We start from the raw sequence: 21357 nt of genomic DNA, 5'->3' as shown, positions 1-21357 counted from the left end.
TCGGAGGGTGCGATGCGGCGCGGAGTGGTTTTCGTGGTGGTGGCCCTGCTGGCGGGCCTGCTCGCCGGGGTGACGCCCGCGGTCGCGGCGCCGGCGTTCTTCTGGGGCGTCGCGACCTCGGGGTACCAGTCGGAAGGCTCGGCGCCCGACAGCAACTGGCGCCGCTACGAGCAGGCGAAGACGTCGTCGATCAAGGAGCCCTACCGCGACGCCGTCGACTTCCGGCACCGCTACGCCGAGGACATCGAGCGCGCGAAGCAGCTCGGCGTGAACGTGTTCCGCTTCAGCGTCGAGTGGGCGCGCATCGAACCCCGGCCCGGCCAGGTCGACCAGACCGAGCTGGCGTACTACGACGACGTCGTGCGCCGCGTCGTGGCCGCGGGGATGCGGCCGATGATCACCCTCGACCACTGGGTCTACCCGGGCTGGGTCGCCGACCAGGGCGGCTGGGACTCCGACCGCACCGTCGAGGCCTGGCTCGTCAACGCCCGCCGCGTCGTGGACCGGTACAAGGGGCTCGGCGCGATCTGGATCACGATCAACGAGCCGACCGTCTACCTGCAGAACGAAACCGCCAACGGCGGGCTCGCCGGGTGGAAGCTGCCGTGGGCGCAGGCGCGGCTGGTGACGGTGCACCGCGCGGCCTACGACCTGATCCACTCGCTGGACCCCGGTGCGCTCGTGTCCGGCAACACCGCCTACATCCCGGCCGCGCAGGGCATCCTGGACGCGTCGTTCCTCGACCGGGTGCGCGACAAGCTCGACTTCGCCGGCCTCGACTACTACTACGGCGCGAGCCTCGACAACCTCAGCGCCGTCCACGCGGCGAGCGGGGAGTTCTGGAAGGTGACGCCGCAGCCGGACGGCATCTACTACGCGCTGCGGTACTACGCGCGGAAGTTCCCGGACCTGCCGCTCTACGTCGTGGAAAACGGGATGCCGACCGACAACGGCAACGCGCGCCCCGACGGCTACACGCGCTCGGACCACCTGCGCGACCACATCTACTGGGTGCAGCGCGCGAAGGCCGACGGCATGAACGTCATCGGCTACAACTACTGGAGCCTCACCGACAACTACGAGTGGGGCAGTTACCAGCCGCGGTTCGGGCTGTACACAGTGGACGCTTCGAGCGACCCGGCGCTGACCCGCCGGCCCACCGACGCCGTCGCGGCCTACCGGCAGCTGATCGCCGGCCACGGCGTCCCGGCCGGGTACACGCCGGTGCGGCCGCCGGGCTTCTGCTCGGTCGTCGACGGCCTCGGCAGCTGCCTCGACCCGGCTCGCTACCCGGGTCCGGTCGCCCCCCTGGGCTAGCCCAAGCCGCACTTTCACGTGAAAGTGCGGGGGTGCGGTCGGGGGTTGATAAATACATGCCGGTCTGTATGTTTGTTGCATGGCGAACAGGGTGTACGTCGTCGGCGTCGGGATGACGAAGTTCGAGAAGCCCGGGCGGCGCGAAGGCTGGGACTACCCGCAGATGGCCCGGGAGGCGGGGACCAAGGCACTGGAGGACGCCGGGGTCGCGTTCGACGTCGTCGAGCAGGCCTACGTCGGCTACGTCTACGGCGAGTCGACGTCGGGGCAGCGCGCGGTCTACGAGCTGGGGATGACCGGGATCCCCGTGGTCAACGTCAACAACAACTGCTCCACCGGCTCGACCGCGCTGTACCTGGCCGCGGAGGCGATCCGCGGCGGGCGCGCGGACTGCGTGCTCGCGCTGGGCTTCGAGAAGATGCAGCCGGGCTCGCTCGCGTCGACCTACGACGACCGCGAACAGCCGCTGGGCAACCACCTCCAGGCGCTCGCCGAGATCTCCGAGGTGCTGTTCCCGCCGGCGCCGTGGATGTTCGGCGCCGCCGGCCGGGAGCACATGCGGAAGCACGGCACCACCGCCGAGCACTTCGCGAAGATCGGCGAGAAGAACCACCGGCACTCGGTGCACAACCCGTACGCCCAGTTCCAGGACGTCTACTCGCTCGAGGACATCCGCGCGTCGCGGATGATCTACGACCCGCTGACCAAGCTGCAGTGCTCGCCGACGTCGGACGGCTCCGGCGCGGCGATCCTGGCCAGCGAGTCCTTCGTGGCGGACCACGACCTCGCGGACCGGGCGGTCGAGATCGTCGGGCAGGCGCTGACCACCGACTTCCGCAGCACCTTCGACGGCAGCGCGAAGAACATCGTCGGCTACGACATGACCCGCCAAGCCGCGCTCCGCGTGTACGACCAGGCCGGGCTCGGGCCTGAGGACTTCCAGGTCGTGGAGCTACACGACTGCTTCTCCGCCAACGAACTGCTGACCTACGAAGCACTCGGGCTGTGCGAAGAGGGCGAGGGCGGGCACCTCGTCGACGCCGGCGACACGACGTACGGCGGGCGCTGGGTGGTCAACCCCTCCGGCGGGCTGATCTCGAAGGGACACCCGCTCGGCGCCACCGGGCTCGCCCAGTGCGCCGAACTCACCTGGCAGCTGCGCGGCGACGCGGAAAAGCGCCAGGTCCCGGACGTGCGCGCGGCTCTGCAGCACAACATCGGACTCGGTGGCGCCGCCGTCGTCACCGCCTACCAGCGAGCTTAGGAGAAGAAACCATGGGCCGGATCAGCGCGACCGTCGAACTGCCCGCCGCGCCGGACGAGGTGTGGGCGGAGTTCTCGAACCCGAACAACTTCGAGAAGTGGCTGACCATCCACACGAAGTGGAAGGGCGACGTCCCCGCGGAGTTCTCCCAGGGTTCGCAGGTGTCCGAGGTGGTCACCATGCTCGGGATGGCGAACACCATCACGTGGACCGTCGAGGAGTACGACGCTCCGAACCGCCTGGTCATCTCCGGCACGGGCATGGCCGGGGTGAAGATCAGCTTCTCGCTTTCGGTGGCGGCGGCCGGGGCCGGCTCGGCGGCGACCATCGACGCGGAGTTCGCCGGCCAGATGATCGTCGGCGCGCTCGGCAAGGCCGTGGAGAAGGACGGGAAGAAGAACCTCGACGAGTCGCTCGAGAAGTTCAAGGCGCTGGTCGCGTGAAGTTCGACCCGGCCGGGCTCGGCAAGTGGACCGAACCGGTGCGGTTCGACGTCACGCGCGAGCGGCTCGCCGAGTACGCGGCGGCGACGAACGACCCGATCCCGGCCCACCGCGCCGGCGACGTCGCGAGCCCGGTGTTCGCGATCGTGCCGGTGTTCCAGTCGCTGCTGGAGCCGGCGCTGGAGGTCGTGCCGCCGTCGCTGTTCGGGCGGGTGCTGCACGGCGAGCAGGACTTCCGCTTCCACCGCCCGATCCGGCCCGGCGATGCGCTGGTGTCGCGCGCCAAGATGACCGGCTACGAGGGCCTGCCGAAGGGCACGCGGGCGACCGTGTACCTCGAATGCCGGTCGGTATCCGGGGAGCTGGTCAACGAGCAGCACGTGACGTTCTTCGTGCGCGGCTTCGACACCGGCGAGCAGCGCGGCACCCTCGGGCCGGCGCACCGGTTCACCGACGCCCTGCGCTCGCAGGCGCCGGTGGCGAAGGTGAGCCAGCACGTCGACGACGACCAGACCTACCGCTACGGCCCGGCGGCCGGCGACCCGATGCCGATCCACCTCGACGAGGAGGTCGCGAAGGCGGCCGGGCTGCCGGGGATCATCGCGCACGGGCTGTGCACGATGGCGTTCACGTCGTGGGCGGTGCTGACCGAAGTCGCGGGCGCCGACGTGACCCGGCTGCGGCGGCTGGCCGTCCGGTTCGCCTCGCCGGTGCTGCCCGGCCGGGACCTGTCGACGGCGATCTGGGCGGCGGGTTCCGGTTCGTACGCCTTCGAAACGACCATGGGCGACACCTTGGTGATCAAGGACGGCCTCGCCGAGATCGGAGAGAACTGATGGGGTCACTGGACGGGCGCGTCGCGCTGATCACCGGCGCGGGCCGCGGGATCGGCCGCGAGCACGCACTGTTGTTCGCCCGGGAAGGCGCTTCCGTGGTCGTGAACGACCTCGGCGGCGGCAACGACGGGACCGGCTCTTCCGCCGGGCCTGCTGCTTCGGTGGTGTCCGAAATCCGGGAGCTGGGCGGTTCGGCGGTCGCCAACACCTCCAGCGTGACGTCGTGGGCGGGCGCGTCGGAGCTGGTCGAGCAGGCGGTGTCGGAGTTCGGGCGGCTGGACGTCGTGGTGAACAACGCGGGCATCCTGCGCGACGCGTTCGTCGCCGGCATCACCGAGCAGCAGTGGGACGACGTGATCGCGGTCCACCTCAAGGGCCACGCGGCGGTCCTGCACCACGCGGCGGCGTACTGGAAGTCCGCGTCGAAGGCGGGTTCGCCGGTGTCCGCGTCGGTGATCAACACGGCGTCGGCGTCCGGCGTGACCCTGCCGAACGCGGGCCAGCTCAACTACGGCGCGGCGAAGGCGGGCATCGCGGCGATGACCCTGGTGGCGGCGGCCGAGCTGGAGCGCTACGGGGTGCGCGTGAACGCGATCGCCCCGATCGCCCGCACGCGGCTGACACTGGCGACCCCGGGCATGGGGGCGATCTTCGCCGAACCGGTTTCCGAGGGGGAGTTCGACGCGTTCTCGCCGGCGAACATCTCGCCGCTGGTGGCCTACCTGGCTGCCGAGAAGTGCGCGCTGACGGGCAAGGTGTTCGCGGTCCAGGGCGGCGCGATCTCGGAGCTGGCGGGCTGGCACGACGTCAAGGTGATCGAGACGGACGGCCCGTGGGAGATCGACGACATCGCGGCGAGGCTGCCGTGATCGAGTGGTCGGAGACGGACCTGCCGGTCCGCGATTCGATCCGGGACTTCATCGCGAAGGAGATCCGGCTGGACGACGGTTCGCCGGCCCGCGACCGGCCGGTGCTGACGTTCGTGCTGGACCGCGGGATGCCGGGTTTCGTGCGGGGCAAGCCGTTCAAGAAGAGGGGGATGATCAACGAGTGCCTGCGGCTGTGCGTCGAGTGCGCGAAGAGCCGCCGGTTGTGGGGCCGGGAGATCGGCCGGTTCCAGTTGATCCAGCTGAAGCCGGCGAAGATGGAGGAGGCGTCGGCGATGAAGCTGTATTCGTCGGAGGCGGCGACCGAGGTGGCGATGGAGGCGGTGCAGTTGTTCGGGAGCAACGAGATCCAGGTGACCCACATCGCGAAGGCACTGCTGGCCTGAGGTGGCTGGGCCGTCCGGCGTAGTCAGCGCGCGGGTGGCTCCGGAGCGCCCGAAGATGGACGGGTGGAGACGCGAGGGGGAGCGCGGCGAGCCTGGGCACTCGGACTGCTGACCGGCGGGTTGTTCGCCGCCGGGCTGGCGCTGCTCGGCGTGACGGTGGTGTGGCCGGACGGTCCGTGGTGGGCCTCGGTGCTGACCGGCCTCTGCGCCGGCACGGTGTTCGGCGCGGTGCTGGGGCCGGCGATAACGCGCACGGAACGCGAGATGTGGCGCGCCTGCGCGGAAGACCTGACCTGGCCCGAGTTCCGGGCCGCCGCCCGGGCCAGCCGTTCGGGGCGGGTCCCCCCGGACTCCCGGCTGCACGCGGCGGCGACGCGCCTCGCGGTCTACCAGCTGGCCCAGCACCGCCGCCGTCGCCGCAGCACGGTCATCGCCTGCGCGCTGGCCGCGGGGGTCAGCGCGCTGAACGCGGTGCTCGGCAACGTGGTCGGCCTGTTCGGCGCGGGCGGGGTCGTCATCGTGGCCGGGGTGTTCCTCCACGAACGCGTCCGGCTGAGCAGAGCTTTGCTTCGCCTGCGGGAGGACTCGCCGGCATGAAAGGCGTGGACGTCGAGGCGATCAAGCGCCGCGGCTACGTGCGCACCCTGGTGTGGTGGCCGTTCCTGCTGCTCCAGGCCATCGTGTTCGGCGCCGACCTGCTCGTGAAGGCCGGTCTGCACCACTGGAGCTTCTCCGCGGAGAACATCATCAGCGCGGCCGCGCGTGCCGTGCTGACGTGGCTCTTCTTCGCGGCCCTCTGGCGTTACCTGATCCGCCGCGAGCAGAAGAAGCGTTCCCGGCCCGGCTCGTGAGTGGGAAACAGGGTGCTAACCCTGTTTCCCACTCACGAGCGGGTGTCAGCTTCGTTCGATCAGGTGGCCCACCACGTCCGGGCCCGGGTGGGCGTGGCCGGAGCCGTCGCGGCGGACGTCGGTCTCCGGGAGTTCCACCGGGTCGCCGTTGCGGGCCGCCGCTGCCGGGCGGGGGCCGATCCAGGCGACCTGCACCGCTGTTTCGCCCTTCAGGAAGCGGTGGGCTCGGACGCCGCCCGTCGCCCGGCCCTTCGGCGGGTACTCGCTGAACGGCGTCACCTTCACGCTCTGGCCCGTCGCCGTGATCACCAGGGGCTCGCCGTGTTCGTCGTCGTCCGTGCGGACCGCGCCGAAGAAGACCACCGAGCCCGCGCCCACGTTGATGCCCGCCATGCCGCCGCCCTTCAGGCCTTGCGGGCGGACCAACGAGGCCGCGTACTTCAGCAGCGACGCTTCCGAGGACACGAACGCCAGCGTCTCCGTGCCGTCCTTCAGCCACGTGGCTCCGACGACCTCGTCGCCGTCCTTGAGGCTGATCACCTCGAACTCGTCCGAGCGGACCGGCCACTCCGGGGAGCAGATCTTCACCACGCCCGCGCGGGTGCCCAGTGCGAGGCCGGGGGAGCCCGCCGCCTGGTCGCCGAGGGGGGCGATGCCGATGACCGTCTCGCCCTTCTCCAGCGGGACCAGCTCGCGGGCCGCCATGCCGCCGCGCAGGGAGACCGTGCCCGCCTGTTCCGGGAGGACCGGCAACGGGAGCACGTCCGTCTTGAACGCGCGGCCGCGGCTGGTCACCAGCAGAACCTGGCCGCGGGCCGTGGTGTGGACCACCGCCGAGACGGCGTCGTGCTTCACGCGGCCGTTGCGGCGACGCGTCTCCGTCGCTTCCTCGGACTCGGCCGCCGTGCGGGCCACCAGGCCCGTCGCCGACAGGATGACCTGGCACGGGTCGTCCGCGACCTCCAGCGGGCCCGAAGGCTTCGACGCCGCCAGGACCTCCTTCAGGTCGCCGTCGATCAGGGACGTCCGGCGCTCGGTCGGGAAGTCCTTCGCGATCTTCGCCAGCTCCGCCGAGACGAGCTTTTTCAGCACCGACTCGTCGTCGAGGATCTTGCTCAGCTCCGCGATCTCCTCGCGCAGCTGGTCCTGCTCCGACTCCAGCTCGAGGCGGTCGTACTTGGTGAGGCGGCGCAGCGGCGTGTCCAGGATGTAGGTCGCCTGGATCTCCGACAGCTTGAACCGCTGCATCAGGCCGTCCTTCGCGGCCGCGGCGTTCTCGCTCTCGCGGATCAGCCGGATCACCTTGTCGATGTTCAGCAGGGCGACCAGCAGACCCTCGACCAGGTGCAGCCGCTCTTCGCGCTTGCGGCGGCGGTACTTCGTGCGCCGCGTGACGACGTCGTAGCGGTGGCGGAGGAAGACCTCCAGCAGTTCCTTCAGCCCCAGCGTCTGCGGCTGGCCGTCGACGAGCACCAGGTTGTTGATGCCGAACGACTGCTCCAGCGGCGTCAGCCGGTACAGGTCCGCGAGCAGCGCCTGCGGGTTGACGCCGACCTTGCACTCGATGACCAGCCGCGTGCCGTTCTCGCGGTCGGTGAGGTCCTTGACGTCGGCGATGCCGGTGAGCCGCTTGGACTTGTTGACCTCGTCGGTGATCTTCTCGATCACCTTCTCCGGCCCGACGCCGTAGGGCAGCTCGGTGACGGTGATCGCCTGCCGCCCGCGGCTGCCTTCGAGGGGCCCCGTCTCGCAGTTCGCGCGCATCCGGACCACGCCGCGGCCGGTCTCGTAGGCGCGGCGGACCTCGTCCAGGCCGAGCAGGCTGCCGCCGGTCGGGAGGTCGGGGCCCGGCACGAACTCCATCAGCTTGTCGAGCGTCGCGCTCGGGTGCGTGATCAGCCACCGCGCCGCCGCGACGACCTCGCCGAGGTTGTGCGGGATCATGTTGGTCGCCATCCCGACCGCGATCCCGGACGTGCCGTTGACCAGCAGGTTCGGGAAGGCCGCGGGCAGCACGGACGGCTCCTGCAGCGAACCGTCGTAGTTGGGCCGGAAGTCGACGGTCTCTTCGCCGAGCTCGCCGACCAGCTGCATCGCCTCGGGCGACATCCGCGCTTCGGTGTACCGCGAAGCGGCCGGGCCGTCATCCGGGCTACCGAAGTTGCCGTGGCCGTCGATCAGCGGGACGTTCAGCGAGAAGTCCTGGGCCAGCCGGACCATCGCGTCGTAGATCGCGACGTCGCCGTGCGGGTGGTACTTGCCCATCACGTCGCCGACCACGCGGGACGACTTCACGTACGCGTGCGTCGGGCGGTAGCCGTTCTCGTTCATCGAGTACAGGATGCGGCGGTGGACCGGCTTCAACCCGTCGCGCGCGTCCGGCAGGGCGCGCGAGTGGATGACCGAATACGCGTATTCCAGGTACGAGTCTTCGATCTCCGTCTTCAGCGAGTTGTCGAAGACGTTCGCGCCGGCGGAGTCGAACGCGCTGGGATCGACCTTGGTGGTGGTGCCCTTGCGGCGTGCCACGGCAGAACTCCTTGGTAGCTGAGAAAACTTAAGCGTCGATGGCGTCGCGGTCGATCCGGTCCGAGGAGGCGACCAGCCAGTTCCGCCGGGGCTCGACCTTCTCGCCCATCAGCAGCTCCAGCGCGCCCTCGGCGGCCTCGGCGTCGTCCATGGTGATCCGGCGGACCGAGCGGCTGGCCGGGTTCATCGTGGTGTCCCACAGCTCGTCGGCGTCCATCTCGCCGAGGCCCTTGAACCGCGGCACCGGCGTGACGATGCTCTTGCCCGCCCGCTCCAGCTCCGCGTACTTGGACTCCATCTCCTGCTGGGTGAAGGTGAAGTGCGTCTCCGGGTTGCGGCCCTTCGTGACGAGCTTGTGCAGCGGCGGCATCGCCGCGTACAGCCGGCCGTCCTCGATCACCGGGCGCATGTACTTGGCGAACAGCGTGATCAGCAGGGTGCGGATGTGCGAGCCGTCGACGTCCGCGTCCGCCATCAGGATCACACGGCCGTAGCGCATGGTCGTGAGGTCGAACGTGCGGCCGGTGCCCGCACCGAGCACCTGCACGATCGACGCGATCTCGGCGTTCTTCAGCGTGTCGCCCAGCGACGCCTTCTGCACGTTCAGGATCTTGCCCCGCAGCGGCAGCAGCGCCTGGTACTCCGACACGCGCGCCATCCGCGCCGACCCCAGCGCGCTGTCGCCCTCGACCAGGAACAGCTCGCTGCGGGCGACGCCGGTGGTGCGGCAGTCGACCAGCTTGGGCGGCATGGCCGCGCCTTCGAGGGCGGTCTTGCGCCGGGCCGCGTCCTTCTGCTGCTTCTGGGTCAGCCGGACGCGGGAGGCGTCGACGACCTTCTGCAGCACGACCTTGGCCTCGGACTTGGTCTTGCGGTCCTCGGTCCACGCCTTGACGTGCTTGTCGACGATGCCCTGCAGCACCCGGGTGATGCCGGCGGTGGACAGCTCGTCCTTGGTCTGCGAGGTGAACTGCGGCTCCGGCAGCCGGACGTGCACCACGGCGGTCATGCCCTCGAGGACGTCCTCGATCGTCGGCATGTCCTCCTTGGGCTTGAGCAGCCCGCGGGTCTTGGAGATGGCCTCCTGCAACGCCTTCGCGACCGCGCGGTCGAACCCGCGGCGGTGGGTGCCGCCGTGGACGTTGCGGATCGTGTTGGTGAAGCACTCGACCGTGCGCTCGTAGCCGGTGCCCCAGCGCAGCGCCACCTCGACCTCGGCGTGGCGCTCCACATTGGACTGCATGACGCCCGCGGCGTCGGCCGCGTTCTCCTTGTACGTGCCTTCGCCGGTGATCAGCAGGGTGCCGCAGACCGGCTTCTCGCCCGACGGCGTCAGGAAGTCGACCATGTCGACCAGGCCGTGCGGGAAGTGGAACGTCTCTTCGTTGATCGTGTCTTCGATCGCGGTGCGCAGCACGTACGTGACGCCCGGGACGAGGAACGCGGTGTTGCGCAGCTTGGTCCGCACGCCCTCGACGTCCAGCGCCGCGCCGGACTCGAAGTAGCGCGCGTCGTACCAGTAGCGGATGGACGTGCCGCCGCGCTCGCCGCGCTTCATCTTGCCGACGAGGTTCAGCCCGGAGCGGCGGGTGAACTTCGCCTTCGGGCCGGGTGCGTCGAAGGTGCCGGGGATGCCGTGCTTGAACGACATCTGGTGGACCTTGCCGTCCTGCTTCACCGTGACGTCGAAGCGGTGGGACAGCGCGTTGACCGCCGAAGCGCCGACGCCGTGCAGGCCGCCGGAGGTCTTGTAGCCGGAGCCGCCGAACTTGCCGCCGGCGTGCAGCCGGGTCAGCACCAGCTCGACGCCGGACAAACCGGACTTCGCGTGGGTGCCGGTCGGGATGCCGCGGCCGTCGTCGTCGACCTGGACGCTGCCGTCGGCGTGCAGCGTGACGACGATCTTCGTCGCGTACCCGGCCACGCCTTCGTCGGTCGAGTTGTCCACCACCTCGGAGAAGAGGTGGTTGATGCCCCGGCTGTCGGTGGAGCCGATGTACATCCCGGGTCGTTTGCGGACGGCTTCGAGACCCTCGAGATGCGTCAGGTCGTCGGCCCCGTACAAGGTCTCGGCAGTCACAGGGTCGTTCTCCCGGATCGTGGCTCGCGAAAAGTGCTGGTGGTGGTGCGGACTCGCCTGCACCGTAGTGCAGGATATCCGCCCACCCCGACAACTTCCGCGCGCTCCCGGTCCCGGAGTGGCGGGGGCGGCCCGCTAGCGGGGGTCGTAGCCCAGGTCGGGCCACAGGCCCAGCAGGGCTTCGATCTTCCGCGGGACCTGGAAGCTGTTGCGGAAATTCGGCTTCTCGCCGATCGCGACGAGGGCCTTGCGCAGGTCGCCGAACGCCGGTCGCGCCGACGACTCGCGGGTCAGGATGTAGCAGTACGTGCGCCGGGGGTAGGCGAACTCGTCGGCGTAGGCGTGCAGGACCAGGCCGGGGGCCTCGATCCGCGACCCGACCAGCGCACGGCCCTGTTTCTGGCTGTAGACGCGGATCACGTGCACGCCGGCGCGGAGGGTGCGCGGCGGGTCCTGGCCCTGGCCGTCGTCGGCCCAGAACAGTTCGACGCGGAAGGGGGATTCGCCGTTCTCGCCGGGGTGGGTGTAGTCGCGGGCGAGTTCTTCGAGCCGGTACTCGGCTTCGGCGGACGGCTCGCCGCCTTCGACGAGGCTGACCAGGTAGAGCTCGGCCGGGCGCGGCCAGTTCGGCCGGTCGACGTCGGCCGGGGTCTCCGGAGTCTCCGCGGTGTCCGGCGTGTCGGCGGTCTCGCCGGGCTCGACGGCCGGTGCCGCAACCGGTTCCGCGGCCGGCTCGGCCGGAGCCGGGGACGGCGGCGCGACCTCGGCGACCGGAGCGGGCGCGGCGGGGCGGACCGGCGACGGCGCCGGCGGGGCCGGCCGGACCGGGGACGGCGGCGGGGTCGGGGCGGCGGGCCGGACGGGGGTCGCCGGGCGGCTCGTCACGACGGGCCGGGCGGCCGGCGCCGGACGGCTCGGGGCGGTGCGGGGCGCGGTGACGAGCTTGCCGGCGCCGTACTGCTCCAGCAGCGGCTCCAGGTCACCCGCCGTCAGCGCCGGTCCCGCGAGGTCGCACCAGTCGAGCCAGGCTTCCTGGGCTTCCTCGACGGTGTGCTTTTCGTGCGAGAGCGTGACCGCCTCGAACAGCTGCCGGGGCCCGGCCGCGGTGACGTCGGCCGAGCCGACCACCACGAACGAGGGGTCGTCCTCCGCGATCACCAGCTTGGCGTTCAGCCCGCGCAGCGAGTGCACGATCACGCCCGCCTTGACCCAGTGCAGCAGCGCGTGCGGGCTCGTCGCGCCGGACAGCACCGTGTCCAGGCTGGCGTCCGTGATCAGGGTGTCGCCGGGTTCCAGCGGCAGCAACGCCGCCGCGCCGGGCCCGACGTGGCCGAAGGCCGCCACCAGGTTCCGCCGGGGCGCGAGCAGTGGGGTGATCGAACCCCAGATGTCGCGGCCCGTGAGAAGGCGTACCGAACGTTCTGCCAGACCCAGCCGACCGAGCTCCGCGTCCATGTCGTTGACCTTACTTGGTGCCCCCTGCGGCATTGACGGGCGGAATATGTCTTGCTTGGAAGTAGTTGAACGCGCATGTAAGATGGTGCTCGCGAAGGGAGCAGGTCATGCAGTTCGGAATCTTCACGGTGGGCGACGTCACGACCGATCCCACGAACGGCAGCACGCCGACGGAACACGAGCGGATCAAGGCGATGGTCCGGATCGCGCTCAAGGCGGAGGAAGTCGGGCTCGACGTCTTCGCGACCGGCGAGCACCACAACCCGCCGTTCGTGCCGTCCTCGCCCACGACGATGCTGGGCCACATCGCGGCGCAGACGTCCAAGATCGTCCTCTCGACGTCGACGACGCTGATCACCACGAACGACCCGGTGAAGATCGCCGAGGACTTCGCGATGCTGCAGCACCTCGCCGACGGCCGCGTCGACCTCATGATGGGCCGCGGCAACACCGGCCCGGTCTACCCGTGGTTCGGCCAGGACATCCGCCAGGGCATCCCGCTGGCCATCGAGAACTACGCGCTGCTGCACAAGCTCTGGCGCGAGGACGTCGTGGACTGGCAGGGCAAGTTCCGCACGCCGCTGCAGGGCTTCACCTCGACGCCGCGCCCGCTCGACGACGTCCCGCCGTTCGTCTGGCACGGTTCGATCCGCAGCCCGGAGATCGCCGAGCAGGCCGCGTACTACGGCGACGGCTTCTTCGCCAACCACATCTTCTGGCCCAAGGAGCACTTCCAGCAGCTGATCGCCTTCTACCGGCAGCGCTTCGAGCACTACGGCCACGGCCAGGCCGACCAGGCCATCGTCGGCCTCGGCGGCCAGGCGTTCATCCGGCCGAAGTCGCAGGACGCGTGGAACGAGTTCCGGCCGTACTTCGACAACGCGCCGGTGTACGGGCACGGCCCGTCGCTGGAGGAGTTCACCGACCAGACGCCGCTGACCGTCGGCAGCCCGCAGGAGGTCATCGACAAGACGCTGACCTTCCGCGAGCACTTCGGCGACTACCAGCGCCAGCTGTTCCTGATGGACCACGCCGGCCTGCCGCTGAAGACCGTCCTGGAGCAGCTCGACCTGCTCGGCGAGCACGTCGTCCCGGTGCTGCGCAAGGAACTCGACGCGCTGCGCCCGGCCCACGTCCCGGACGCGCCGACCCACGAGTCCCTGAAGGCCGCGGCGCTGGTCGGGAGCGAGGCATGAAGCTCGCGGTGGTGACGGCGGGGCTTTCGGTGCCCTCGTCGACCCGGTTGCTGGCCGACCGGCTGGCCGCGGCGACCGTCGCCGCGGCCGGCGAACCGGTCTCCGTGACCGTCGTGGAGCTGCGCGACATCGCGCTCGACGTCACGAAGAACCTGCTCACCGGCTTCCCGGGCCCGGAGCTGCGCACCGCGATCGACGCGGTGACCGGCGCGGACGCGCTGATCGCGGTGACGCCGGTGTTCACGGCCGGCTACAGCGGCCTGTTCAAGTCCTTCTTCGACGTGCTCGACGCGGATTCGCTGGTGGGCAAGCCGGTGCTGCTCGGCGCGACCGGCGGCACCGAGCGGCACTCGCTGGTGCTCGACTACCAGCTGCGCCCGCTGTTCGGGTACCTGAAGGCGGACCCGGTCGCGACGGGCGTGTACGCGGCTTCGTCCGACTGGGGCGGCGGCGAAGGCGCGCTGCAGCGGCGGGTCGAGAAGGCCGGCGCGGAGCTGGCTTCGCTGGCCGCGGGGCGCCCCGCGGCCGTCGCCGAACCCGGCTTCGTGCCCTTCGAGCAGCTGCTGGCGGAAGTGTCCACTCAGGACGGGTAGTGCACCCGGTACCGCAGGTGGGTGACGCCGTCGCCGGCGACGACCTCGACGCGTTCGAGTTCGGCGCCGGTGCCGCCGAGGTCGTCGAAGTAGCGCACGCCCTCGCCGAGGAACACCGGGACGAGGTCGATCCGCACCTCGTCCAGCAGGCCCAGGCGCAGGCACTGCCGGGCGATGTCCGGCCCGGAGACGCCGACGTCGCCGTTCCCGGCCGCTTTCGCCCGCTCGACCGCCGTGGCGACGTCGCCGACGAACGTGAACGGCGCCAGGTTCTCCGCGGACCAGTCCGGCGGTGGCGGCCGGTGCGTGACGACGAACGCCTTCCCGCCGCCGGGCGGGTTGCCGCCCCAGCCGTGGGTGTGGTCGAACACCCGGCGGCCGCAGACGAAAGCGCTGTGGCGCGCCGAATCCAGCAGTTCCCGCAGGTAGCCCGCGCTCGACGCCGTGACGCGGAACGTGATCGGGTAGCCGGCCATCGGCAGCTCGACGTCGCCGGCGGTGTACCAGTCGAAGAGCGGGCCGACGCTGTCGTCCGGCCGCGCCACGAAGCCGTCGAGCGACGTGCAGAAGCTCGCGACCGTCGTCACGCCAGCACCTCGTCGAGGCGCTCGTACGACTGCGTGATCCCGGTGCTCATGCCGCTTTCCACGGCCGCGTCGCGGGCCTCGACCGACGGGAACACCGAACGGCTCTCGAGCCGCGTGCGGCCGCCGAGGTCGATCAGGGACAGCGACTCCAGGCAGACCTCGCCGGGCGCGCCCTCGAACTCGAAGGTCTGGATGATCCGGTCGGCGCTCACCGTGTGGAAGACGCCGCGGAAGCGGTACTCGCCGCGGTCGTCGCGGTGGACGTAGTGGTAGCCGCCGCCCGAGCGGGCGTCGAACTCGAGGAGCTCCATCTCCATGCCCCGCGGGCCCAGCCAGCGGACGACGAGCTCCGGGTCGGTGTGGGCGCGCAGGACCTTGTCCGGTGAGGCCGCGAACTCGCGGGTGAGCTCGATGAACGGGGTGCCGGGCTGCGCGGTGATGGTGGTGCTCATTCTGCTTCCTCCAGGGTTTCCAGGACGGCGTCGAGCCGCCGGTAGGTGCGTTCGGTGGCCAGCCGGTAGGTGTCGATCCAGCCGGTGAGGGCTTCGAGGGCGGCCGGGACGAGGTGGCACGGCCGGCGCTGGCCGTCGCGGCTTCGCGTGATCAAGCCGGCCTGTTCGAGCACCTGGATGTGCCGCGAGATCGCCTGCTTGGTGATCTCGAAGGGCTCGGCCAGCTCGTTGACCGTCGCTTCGCCGCGGGAGAGCCGGGCGACGAGCGCCCGGCGCACCGGGTCGCCGAGCGCGGTGAACGCCCGGTCCAGTCCCTCCTCATCAAGCGCCATCTTTATCAACCAATCTGTTTATCAACCGATAAATTGACTATGGCAGGGTGGGTGCAGGCCGTCAAGGAGGTGCCGAAAGTAGGGGGTCGCCGACGTCGTCCGGCAGCGGTGGCCGGCCGGCGGGATCCCTAGTTTTACCGGCATGACCAGGCTTTTCCTCCTGCTGGCGGCCCTGCTGCTGGCCACCGCGACCCCGGCCGCCGCGGCGCCGGCCCCGGACGTCGACGGTTATGTCCGCGCCTACCTCGACCACACCGGCCTGCCCGGGGCCGCGGTCGCCGTCACCCGCGGTGGCGACGTCGTGCGCGTCGCGGGCTACGGCCACGACGCCGCGGGCGCGCCGGTGTCCGCGGCGACCCGGCTGCCGATCGCGTCGGTGGGCAAGTCCATGACGGCGTTCGCGGTGCTCCAGCTGGCCGAAGCCGGCCGGATCGGGCTCGACGAGCCGGTCACGCGGTACCTCCCGGACTTCCGGCTCGCCGACCCGCGGGGCACCCGGATCACCGTCCGGATGCTGCTGGACCAGACGTCCGGGATGGCCGACTCCGCGTTCCCCGACCTCAAGCTCGCGCAGCCGCGCACCCTGGCCGAAGCGGTGACGCGGCTGCGTGCGGCGCCGCTGGCGAGCGAGCCGGGAGCCGAATTCCACTACCACAACCCGAACTACGAGGTGGCCGCCCGGATCGTCGAGGTGGTGGCCGGGCAGCCGTTCGCGGAGTACCTGCGCACGCGGGTGTTCGGGCCGCTCGGGATGACGGCGAGCACCACCGTCGACACGCCGCCGGCCGGCACCGAGGGGTACGTCCGCGCCTTCGGGATCGAGGTCCCGGCAGCCGAACCGGACTGGTTCACCGGCGGCAGCCACGGCGTCCTGAGCACCGCCGAGGACCTGGCGAAGTGGCTGCTCGCCCAGCGCGACGGCGGTGGCGTCCTCTCGCCGGCTTCGAACGCGCTCGCGCACACCCCGGCTCCCGGCCGCGGCTACGCGCTGGGCTGGACGGTCCGGGACGGGCGGGTCTCGCACACCGGCGACTGGTTCTCCCACACCGCGGCGCAGGTCCTGCTGCCCGGCGGCTACGGCATCGCCGTCGTGACGAACATGGGCATGGCCCTGGACAACGAGGCCGAGCTGCTGGCCCAGGGCCTCGCTGACCTGCTGACCGGTGGCGCGCCCGCGGTGTCGTCGCCCGCCGGGGTGACCGCCGACCGGGTGCTCGGCGCACTGGCGCTGCTCGCGGTGGGACTGGCCGTGCTCGGTGTCCGGCGGGCCCGGCGCAAGCCCCGGTGGTGGCGCGTGGCACCGCCGCTGGTGCCGCTCGTGGTGCTCGCGTTCCTGCCCCGGTTGCTGGGCGTGGTCTTCGCGGGACGGCAGGGGACCTACGCCCAGGTGCTCTACGTCTGGCCCGGTCTGGTGGTCGCGCTCGGACTGGTGGCCGCGGCGGGCTTTGCGGTCGCCCTCGCGCGGGTACACGCGCTCATGAGTGGCAGGCGGCGCCCGCGACGGGAAGAATCGGGCGAAACGACGGGAGTGGTGGCGTGGGCATCGGGAAACAGGCCAAGCGCGTCCTGATCGCGACGGCGGGCGCGGTCCTGCTGGTGGTCGGGGTGCTGCTGCTCGTCCTGCCCGGGCCGGGGTTGCTGCTCGTGCTCGCCGGGCTGCTGCTGCTCGCCTCCGAGTTCCCGGCACTGGAGAAGTACGTCGACCCGGTCCGCGACCGCGCGATGAAGGCGGCCGAGGACAGCGTGTCCTCGCCGCTGCGGATCGCCGGCTCGGTGCTGGCCGGGCTGGCGCTGCTGGCCGCGGGGATCGTCTGGGGCCTGGTGAAGTCGCTGCCGTTCGGCGGCTGGAGCACCGGGTCGAGCCTGATCCTGTCGTCGGTGATCCTGTTCGCGCTGCTGATCTGGAGCTACCGCCGGGTCAAGTCGCGCCGCGCGGAACCGGCCGCCCACCGCGACTGAGCGGTACCGTCGGCGCCATGAGCGCCGGATTCCAGCGCGCCCGCCGTCCCGAGCAGGTCGCGGCGCGCCGCACCGCGATCCTCGCCGCCGCCCGGGAACTGCTCGCGCAGCGGCCGGTCGCCGAGACCAGCCTGCGGGAGCTGGCCTGCCGCGTCGGGCTCGCGAAGTCCAATGTGCTCCGCTACTTCGACAGCCGCGAAGCGATCTTCCTCGAGGTGCTCGACGGCTTGTGGACGGCGTGGCTCGACGAGCTCGCGTTCGGGGAGCTGCCGGGCCCGCCGTTCGCGCGCGAGGAGCGGATCGCCGGGACGGTCGCCGCGACGCTGGCCGAGCGGCCGCTGCTGTGCGAGCTGATCAGCGCGATGGCCCCGGTGCTGGAACGCAACATCTCCGTGGACTTCGCCCGCGGCTTCAAGCAGCGCGCGGCCGCGAACCTCGACCGGCTGGCGTCCCTGGTGCGCGCCGAGGTCCCCGAACTGTCGGCGGAAGCGGCCCGGGTGTTCGCCCGCGCGGTCGTGGTCGTCGTGTCCGGGGCGTGGCCCTGCGCGAACCCGACGGAGGCGGTGGCGCTGGCGACGGCCGAGGCCGGGGGCGCGCCGGGGTTCGAAGCGGTGGTGGCGGAGAGCCTCACGAACCTGCTGGCCGGTCTCGTCGCGCGAGGGCGGTGATGTCGGCGTTCTCCAGGACCGGCTTCTCGTACCCCGACGCGGCCACCGCCAGCATCGCGAGCCCGATGTCCTCCGTGGTCGTCACCGCGCGCGGGAACAGCCGCTTCAGCACCGGGTAGAGCGGCATCGCGACCCGGTAGAGCACCCGGTACAGCGGGGTCTTCGACGTGATGCCGTGCAGCGGCTGGATGTAGCCGGGGCGGAAGGCGAACGTCCGCAGCGGCAGCCGCGCCAGCGCGTTCTCCGTCGCTCCTTTGACGCGGGCCCAGCGCACGCGGCCGCGTTCGGTGCTGTCGGTGCTCGCGCCCGAGACGTACACGAAAGTGGTGCCGTCCGGGAGCTTCCGGGCCACCGAAAGGGTGAGCTGGTAGGTGATCCGCTCGTACTCCTCCGGCGCCACGCCCACCGACGACACCCCGAGGCAGAAGAAGCAGGTGTCGTACCCGGTGATCGGCTCCAGCGCGAACAGATCCTTCTCGACGACTTCGCGCAGCTTCGGGTGGCTGGTGCCGACCGGGGACCGGCCGACCACCAGCACCGCCTCGACCCGTTCGTCGCGCAGGCATTCCCGCAGCACGCCCTGGCCGACCATGCCGGTCGCGCCGAACAGGACCACCCTCATGCGCTCGTCACCGGCAGCAGCCCCCTCTCGGCGAAGACCTTCTTGGCCGTGAAGGTCGCGTTCAGCGCCTTCGGGAATCCACAGTAGACCGCGGAGTGCAGGAGCGCTTCGACGATCTCCGCCGGCGTGAGCCCGACGTTGAGCGACGCGTTGACGTGCACCTCCAGCTGCGGCTCGCAGCCACCCAGCGCGGTGAGCATGCCGAGCGTCACCAGCTGGCGGTCGCGCGGCGCGAGTCCGGGCCGCGCGTAGATCTCGCCGAACCCCCACGACACCACGGCTTCCGCCAGCGCGGGGGAGACGTCGGCGAGGTTGTCGAGCACGCGCTGCCCGCTCTCGCCGTCGATGGCGGACAGGGTCTTCAGGCCGAGTTCGAAGCGCTCGTCGGTCATGGCGGGTTCCTTCCCCAGCAGGTCGTTGCGTGCACGACGCTAGGGGCTGGAGCGCGCTCCAGGTCAAACGTGACGGCCACCACGGCGGGTGGCCGTCACGTCCGGTTCAGACCGCCTTGGTGCCGCGGGCGGCCGCGGTTTCGTCCACCCAGTACGCGGTGTACGACGTGTCGGTGCGCAGCCCGGCCGCGTTGGCGCTCCAGGCCTCCAGCCGCAGCACGTACTGGGTCCGGTCCGCCGGGACCGTGAACTCGAACGCCGCGGTGCCGTCGGCGCCCGGCTGGACCGGCACCGCCGGACCGGAGTCCACGCTGTAGCCGTAGGACACCAGGCCCGGCTGCACCGGCGTCAGCGTGCAGTGGACCACCTGGCCGGGCCGCAGGGACCCGGTACCGTCACAGGTGAGCGGCGGGGCGGCCGACCGCGGGGAGAACCAGTAGTAGCTGCCCGCCGACACCGTCCCGTCGGCGAACGTCGTGGTCGTTTCCAGGTACTGCGAGCTCGCGCTGAGCGGGGTCAGGACGGCGCTCGCCGTCCCGTCCGCGCCCGCCGGGATCGTGGCCGGCTCCGCGCCCTGGAGGCGGTAGGTGAAGCTCACCGCGCCCGGCAACGGCGACGAGAACGTGAAGGTGCCCCGGCGTCGTGACGTAGCCGCCGACCGCGTACTCCGGGTACTCCACGCTCGTCACCTTCGGCCCGTTCGTGACGGCGGTGACGTTGACCTCGTCCTGCGCCGACACCAGCCCGGCCGCGGTCGTCGTGTGCGCGTGCAGCCAGTGCTGGCCCTGCTCGGCCGGGGTGATGGTGACCTGGGCCGTGCCGTCCGGGCCGACCGGGATCGTGACCGGGGTGCCGTAGTCCCAGTCGTAGGTGAAGGTCGCCGAACCCGGCAGCGTGGCGTGCAGGGTGAACACCGCGGGCTGCCCGACCATCAGGCTCGGCGGCGCGTCGATCACCGGCAGGCCGCGGTCGACCGCGATCTGCGTGGTCCGGTCGGCGGAGAGGTTCCCGTTGGTCATCCGCGCCCGGACCTCGACGCGGTAGCCCTTGGCGGCGTCGGTCGGCGTGATGGTGAACGAGGCGGTGCCGTCCGAGCCGGCGGGCACGGTGACTTCGGGCTGGTCGTCGATCCGGTACAGGTACTCGGTGGCGCCGTCGGTGCCGTGCGGGCTGAACGTGCACTGCCGCGTCTCGCCGAGGAACGCCTGGGCCGGGGCGCAGGCCATCGACGGGCCGTTGCTGCCCACCCAGAACCGGTAGGTCGTGCTGGGCGTGCTGTTGCCGCCGGCGTCGACCCCGCGCACGAGCAGCCGTTGCGGGCCGTCGGTCCGCGGGGTGAACGTGTAGGTCGCCGTGCCGCCCGGCTTGTCCGCGGTCACGTACTGCGGCGGGACGGACTCGCCGACGGCGAAGCGGACGACGTCCTGGTCGCCCCGGGCGTCGAAGGTGAAGACGCCGGGTACGCCGACCCCGCCGGCCGGCGCGGTGTCGCCCGGGAAGTCCGTCGACGTCACCTGAGGCGCCGTCGTGGGCGGGGTGAAGTCGGTGGTGAAGCGGCAGGTGCCGCTCCACGGCCCGGCGGTCAGCTCGTCGGTCCCGCGGACCTGCCAGTCGTAGGTGACGCCGTCGGCGAGGCGGTCCTGGCCGAGATCGGTCCACAGCGGGTAGCCCGGCGTCCAGTACTTGCCGAGTTCGGTGGTCTGCCGCTGGTCCGGGTGACCGGCGGGCCACCAGGCGAACTCCGCGCCGACCTGGTAGCTGTCCGGGTCGGTGACGACCGCGGAAAGCCGCGTGTCGCCGAGGCCGACGGTGGGACTTTCCGCGCAGGCCTTGCCGCGCGTGGTCAGGTTGGTGGCCGCGGCGGGTGCCTGGTTCTTCTCGAGGCTGATGGTCAGCGACGGCTGCTGGGTCCGGCCGAACCGCGGGTTGTGCTGCTGCCCGTCGGGCAGGCGCAACACCAGCGTCAGCGAGGTCCGGCCGGCGTCGATCGCCTGCTGCAGCGTCGGCGCGGCGGCCCAGTCGAGGTAGTCCGACGGGCAGACGTCGAGGGAGCCCGGGCCGGGGACCTTGCTCAGCTCCGCGGGCTGGTTCTCCCACGTCGGCGGCTTCGCCGACGGCGCCGTCACCCACAGCTCGGTCGCCCGGGGCGCCGAGCAGTCGGCGACCGTGGCTTCGCGGCCCCACAGCTCCGCGGAAAGCACCTTCGCGCCGCGCAGCCCGGTGAGGTCGAACGTGAAGTAGGACTTCGACACGTGCTTCTTGCCGTCGGCCGTGACCTTCGCGCCGACCGGCGCGTTGCCGGCCGGGTTCACGAAGCTCTTCTTCGGCTGGGCCGAGTCGGTGTACGACCACGACGTCGAGCTGATCGACGTGAGGATCGTCGCCGACGCCGGCGCCGCGGTGACCACGGTGGTGCCCGCGACCAACAGCGCCGCCGTGATCCCCGCTCTCGCGGTTCTCGTCATCCTGGAGCCCAAAAGGCTCACCCCCTGCTTTCCTCCCCTGAGC

General features: G+C 71.3%; 23 protein-coding genes. 13 read left to right on the top strand and 10 right to left on the bottom strand.

From position 1 onward, the window contains the following. Positions 1-12 precede the first annotated feature (12 nt). The 8 genes from ACLJQM_RS39340 (at position 13) to ACLJQM_RS39305 (ending at position 5984) form a co-directional block, all read left to right on the top strand. The gene (locus ACLJQM_RS39340) at positions 13-1317 is read left to right on the top strand and encodes a family 1 glycosylhydrolase (RefSeq protein ID WP_410635408.1); all 1305 of its coding nucleotides are present in this window, start codon (positions 13-15) and stop codon (positions 1315-1317) included. Between the two features lie 79 nt (positions 1318-1396). Then, positions 1397-2581, top strand: coding sequence for a lipid-transfer protein (locus ACLJQM_RS39335; protein ID WP_410635406.1), 1185 nt, complete (start codon positions 1397-1399; stop codon positions 2579-2581). A gap of 11 nt (positions 2582-2592) precedes the next feature. Continuing rightward, positions 2593-3024 (top strand): SRPBCC family protein, encoded by a 432-nt coding sequence (locus ACLJQM_RS39330; protein ID WP_410635404.1) that lies wholly within the window; start codon positions 2593-2595, stop codon positions 3022-3024. Further along, on the top strand, positions 3021-3860 hold the full coding sequence (locus ACLJQM_RS39325) for a MaoC/PaaZ C-terminal domain-containing protein (protein ID WP_360779083.1): 840 nt from the start codon (positions 3021-3023) through the stop codon (positions 3858-3860). The genes ACLJQM_RS39330 and ACLJQM_RS39325 overlap by 4 nt, the downstream gene beginning before the upstream one ends. Beyond that, positions 3860-4729: an SDR family oxidoreductase gene (locus ACLJQM_RS39320; RefSeq protein WP_410635403.1), complete on the top strand. Its 870-nt coding sequence runs from the start codon at positions 3860-3862 to the stop codon at positions 4727-4729. Before ACLJQM_RS39325 ends, ACLJQM_RS39320 begins: the two co-directional genes overlap by 1 nt. Then, positions 4726-5133: a hypothetical protein gene (locus ACLJQM_RS39315; RefSeq protein WP_410635401.1), complete on the top strand. Its 408-nt coding sequence runs from the start codon at positions 4726-4728 to the stop codon at positions 5131-5133. Before ACLJQM_RS39320 ends, ACLJQM_RS39315 begins: the two co-directional genes overlap by 4 nt. 63 nt (positions 5134-5196) lie before the next feature. After that, positions 5197-5730, top strand: coding sequence for a hypothetical protein (locus ACLJQM_RS39310; RefSeq protein WP_410635400.1), 534 nt, complete (start codon positions 5197-5199; stop codon positions 5728-5730). Then, positions 5727-5984 carry a hypothetical protein gene (locus ACLJQM_RS39305; RefSeq protein ID WP_247014297.1) on the top strand — a complete coding sequence of 86 codons (258 nt, stop codon included), beginning with the start codon at positions 5727-5729 and terminating at the stop codon, positions 5982-5984. Before ACLJQM_RS39310 ends, ACLJQM_RS39305 begins: the two co-directional genes overlap by 4 nt. Positions 5985-6029: 45 nt before the next feature. On the opposite strand, the gene ACLJQM_RS39300 is transcribed toward ACLJQM_RS39305, so the two are convergent. The 3 genes from ACLJQM_RS39300 to ACLJQM_RS39290 form a co-directional block, all read right to left on the bottom strand. Next, positions 6030-8513 (bottom strand): DNA topoisomerase (ATP-hydrolyzing) subunit A, encoded by a 2484-nt coding sequence (locus tag ACLJQM_RS39300; RefSeq protein ID WP_247014295.1) that lies wholly within the window; start codon positions 8511-8513, stop codon positions 6030-6032. A 28-nt stretch (positions 8514-8541) separates the two neighbouring features. Then, on the bottom strand, positions 8542-10593 hold the full coding sequence (locus tag ACLJQM_RS39295) for a type IIA DNA topoisomerase subunit B (protein ID WP_247014293.1): 2052 nt from the start codon (positions 10591-10593) through the stop codon (positions 8542-8544). Between the two features lie 135 nt (positions 10594-10728). Next, positions 10729-12048, bottom strand: coding sequence for a hypothetical protein (locus tag ACLJQM_RS39290; protein WP_410635397.1), 1320 nt, complete (start codon positions 12046-12048; stop codon positions 10729-10731). A gap of 107 nt (positions 12049-12155) precedes the next feature. Between ACLJQM_RS39290 and ACLJQM_RS39285 the strand changes: the two genes are divergently transcribed. Together ACLJQM_RS39285 and ACLJQM_RS39280 are read left to right on the top strand one after the other, a co-directional pair. Then, on the top strand, positions 12156-13244 hold the full coding sequence (locus ACLJQM_RS39285) for an LLM class flavin-dependent oxidoreductase (RefSeq protein WP_360779066.1): 1089 nt from the start codon (positions 12156-12158) through the stop codon (positions 13242-13244). Continuing rightward, complete coding sequence (locus ACLJQM_RS39280; protein WP_410635395.1) at positions 13241-13837, top strand: FMN reductase; 597 nt, start codon at positions 13241-13243, stop codon at positions 13835-13837. The genes ACLJQM_RS39285 and ACLJQM_RS39280 overlap by 4 nt, the downstream gene beginning before the upstream one ends. On the opposite strand, the gene ACLJQM_RS39275 is transcribed toward ACLJQM_RS39280, so the two are convergent. From ACLJQM_RS39275 to ACLJQM_RS39265, 3 genes are read right to left on the bottom strand one after another with little or no spacing between them, the layout of a single operon-like run. Next, positions 13825-14424 carry a dihydrofolate reductase family protein gene (locus ACLJQM_RS39275; protein ID WP_410635393.1) on the bottom strand — a complete coding sequence of 200 codons (600 nt, stop codon included), beginning with the start codon at positions 14422-14424 and terminating at the stop codon, positions 13825-13827. The two genes, ACLJQM_RS39280 and ACLJQM_RS39275, sit on opposite strands and share 13 nt — an antisense overlap. Then, the gene (locus tag ACLJQM_RS39270; protein ID WP_247014283.1) at positions 14421-14876 is read right to left on the bottom strand and encodes an SRPBCC family protein; all 456 of its coding nucleotides are present in this window, start codon (positions 14874-14876) and stop codon (positions 14421-14423) included. The genes ACLJQM_RS39275 and ACLJQM_RS39270 overlap by 4 nt, the downstream gene beginning before the upstream one ends. Continuing rightward, positions 14873-15208: an ArsR/SmtB family transcription factor gene (locus tag ACLJQM_RS39265; RefSeq protein WP_360779057.1), complete on the bottom strand. Its 336-nt coding sequence runs from the start codon at positions 15206-15208 to the stop codon at positions 14873-14875. The genes ACLJQM_RS39270 and ACLJQM_RS39265 overlap by 4 nt, the downstream gene beginning before the upstream one ends. Before the next feature lie 142 nt (positions 15209-15350). On the opposite strand from ACLJQM_RS39265, the gene ACLJQM_RS39260 reads away from it, so the two are divergent. The 3 genes from ACLJQM_RS39260 to ACLJQM_RS39250 are packed head-to-tail and all read left to right on the top strand — an operon-like array spanning position 15351 to position 17835. Continuing rightward, positions 15351-16778 carry a serine hydrolase domain-containing protein gene (locus ACLJQM_RS39260; RefSeq protein ID WP_410635392.1) on the top strand — a complete coding sequence of 476 codons (1428 nt, stop codon included), beginning with the start codon at positions 15351-15353 and terminating at the stop codon, positions 16776-16778. Then, positions 16745-17167 carry a PGPGW domain-containing protein gene (locus ACLJQM_RS39255; RefSeq protein WP_360779052.1) on the top strand — a complete coding sequence of 141 codons (423 nt, stop codon included), beginning with the start codon at positions 16745-16747 and terminating at the stop codon, positions 17165-17167. The genes ACLJQM_RS39260 and ACLJQM_RS39255 overlap by 34 nt, the downstream gene beginning before the upstream one ends. Before the next feature lie 17 nt (positions 17168-17184). Continuing rightward, entirely contained in the window at positions 17185-17835 is a 651-nt protein-coding gene (locus tag ACLJQM_RS39250) for a TetR/AcrR family transcriptional regulator (RefSeq protein ID WP_360779050.1), read from the top strand. Here ACLJQM_RS39250 and ACLJQM_RS39245 read toward each other — a convergent pair. The 4 genes from ACLJQM_RS39245 to ACLJQM_RS39230 form a co-directional block, all read right to left on the bottom strand. Further along, positions 17795-18457, bottom strand: coding sequence for an epimerase (locus tag ACLJQM_RS39245; RefSeq protein ID WP_360779047.1), 663 nt, complete (start codon positions 18455-18457; stop codon positions 17795-17797). The genes ACLJQM_RS39250 and ACLJQM_RS39245 overlap by 41 nt on opposite strands. Beyond that, on the bottom strand, positions 18454-18849 hold the full coding sequence (locus tag ACLJQM_RS39240) for a carboxymuconolactone decarboxylase family protein (protein WP_247014270.1): 396 nt from the start codon (positions 18847-18849) through the stop codon (positions 18454-18456). The genes ACLJQM_RS39245 and ACLJQM_RS39240 overlap by 4 nt, the downstream gene beginning before the upstream one ends. Positions 18850-18955: 106 nt before the next feature. Continuing rightward, positions 18956-19192 carry a hypothetical protein gene (locus ACLJQM_RS39235; protein WP_410635391.1) on the bottom strand — a complete coding sequence of 79 codons (237 nt, stop codon included), beginning with the start codon at positions 19190-19192 and terminating at the stop codon, positions 18956-18958. Between the two features lie 52 nt (positions 19193-19244). Beyond that, on the bottom strand, positions 19245-21314 hold the full coding sequence (locus ACLJQM_RS39230) for a hypothetical protein (protein ID WP_410635389.1): 2070 nt from the start codon (positions 21312-21314) through the stop codon (positions 19245-19247). Between the last annotated feature and the right edge of the window lie 43 nt (positions 21315-21357).

Origin of the sequence: Amycolatopsis sp. cmx-4-83 (genome assembly GCF_046548815.1) — a bacterium.
In the GTDB taxonomy this organism is placed as follows: Bacteria; Actinomycetota; Actinomycetes; order Mycobacteriales; family Pseudonocardiaceae; genus Amycolatopsis; species Amycolatopsis pretoriensis_A.
The sequence above is the reverse complement of the archived record's forward strand: the minus strand, read 5'-3'. Positions and strand labels throughout refer to the sequence as shown.

Excerpts from the sequence above, each read along its gene's own strand:
- ACLJQM_RS39230 (WP_410635389.1), bottom strand. The coding sequence starts at position 21,314 with ATGACGAGAACCGCGAGAGCGGGGATCACGGCGGCGCTGTTGGTCGCG.
- ACLJQM_RS39250 (WP_360779050.1), top strand. The coding sequence starts at position 17,185 with ATGAGCGCCGGATTCCAGCGCGCCCGCCGTCCCGAGCAGGTCGCGGCG.
- ACLJQM_RS39340 (WP_410635408.1), top strand. The coding sequence starts at position 13 with ATGCGGCGCGGAGTGGTTTTCGTGGTGGTGGCCCTGCTGGCGGGCCTG.
- ACLJQM_RS39335 (WP_410635406.1), top strand. The coding sequence starts at position 1,397 with ATGGCGAACAGGGTGTACGTCGTCGGCGTCGGGATGACGAAGTTCGAG.
- ACLJQM_RS39305 (WP_247014297.1), top strand. The coding sequence starts at position 5,727 with ATGAAAGGCGTGGACGTCGAGGCGATCAAGCGCCGCGGCTACGTGCGC.
- ACLJQM_RS39330 (WP_410635404.1), top strand. The coding sequence starts at position 2,593 with ATGGGCCGGATCAGCGCGACCGTCGAACTGCCCGCCGCGCCGGACGAG.
- ACLJQM_RS39285 (WP_360779066.1), top strand. The coding sequence starts at position 12,156 with ATGCAGTTCGGAATCTTCACGGTGGGCGACGTCACGACCGATCCCACG.
- ACLJQM_RS39270 (WP_247014283.1), bottom strand. The coding sequence starts at position 14,876 with ATGAGCACCACCATCACCGCGCAGCCCGGCACCCCGTTCATCGAGCTC.
- ACLJQM_RS39290 (WP_410635397.1), bottom strand. The coding sequence starts at position 12,048 with ATGGACGCGGAGCTCGGTCGGCTGGGTCTGGCAGAACGTTCGGTACGC.
- ACLJQM_RS39280 (WP_410635395.1), top strand. The coding sequence starts at position 13,241 with ATGAAGCTCGCGGTGGTGACGGCGGGGCTTTCGGTGCCCTCGTCGACC.
- ACLJQM_RS39260 (WP_410635392.1), top strand. The coding sequence starts at position 15,351 with ATGACCAGGCTTTTCCTCCTGCTGGCGGCCCTGCTGCTGGCCACCGCG.
- ACLJQM_RS39245 (WP_360779047.1), bottom strand. The coding sequence starts at position 18,457 with ATGAGGGTGGTCCTGTTCGGCGCGACCGGCATGGTCGGCCAGGGCGTG.
- ACLJQM_RS39265 (WP_360779057.1), bottom strand. The coding sequence starts at position 15,208 with ATGGCGCTTGATGAGGAGGGACTGGACCGGGCGTTCACCGCGCTCGGC.
- ACLJQM_RS39320 (WP_410635403.1), top strand. The coding sequence starts at position 3,860 with ATGGGGTCACTGGACGGGCGCGTCGCGCTGATCACCGGCGCGGGCCGC.
- ACLJQM_RS39240 (WP_247014270.1), bottom strand. The coding sequence starts at position 18,849 with ATGACCGACGAGCGCTTCGAACTCGGCCTGAAGACCCTGTCCGCCATC.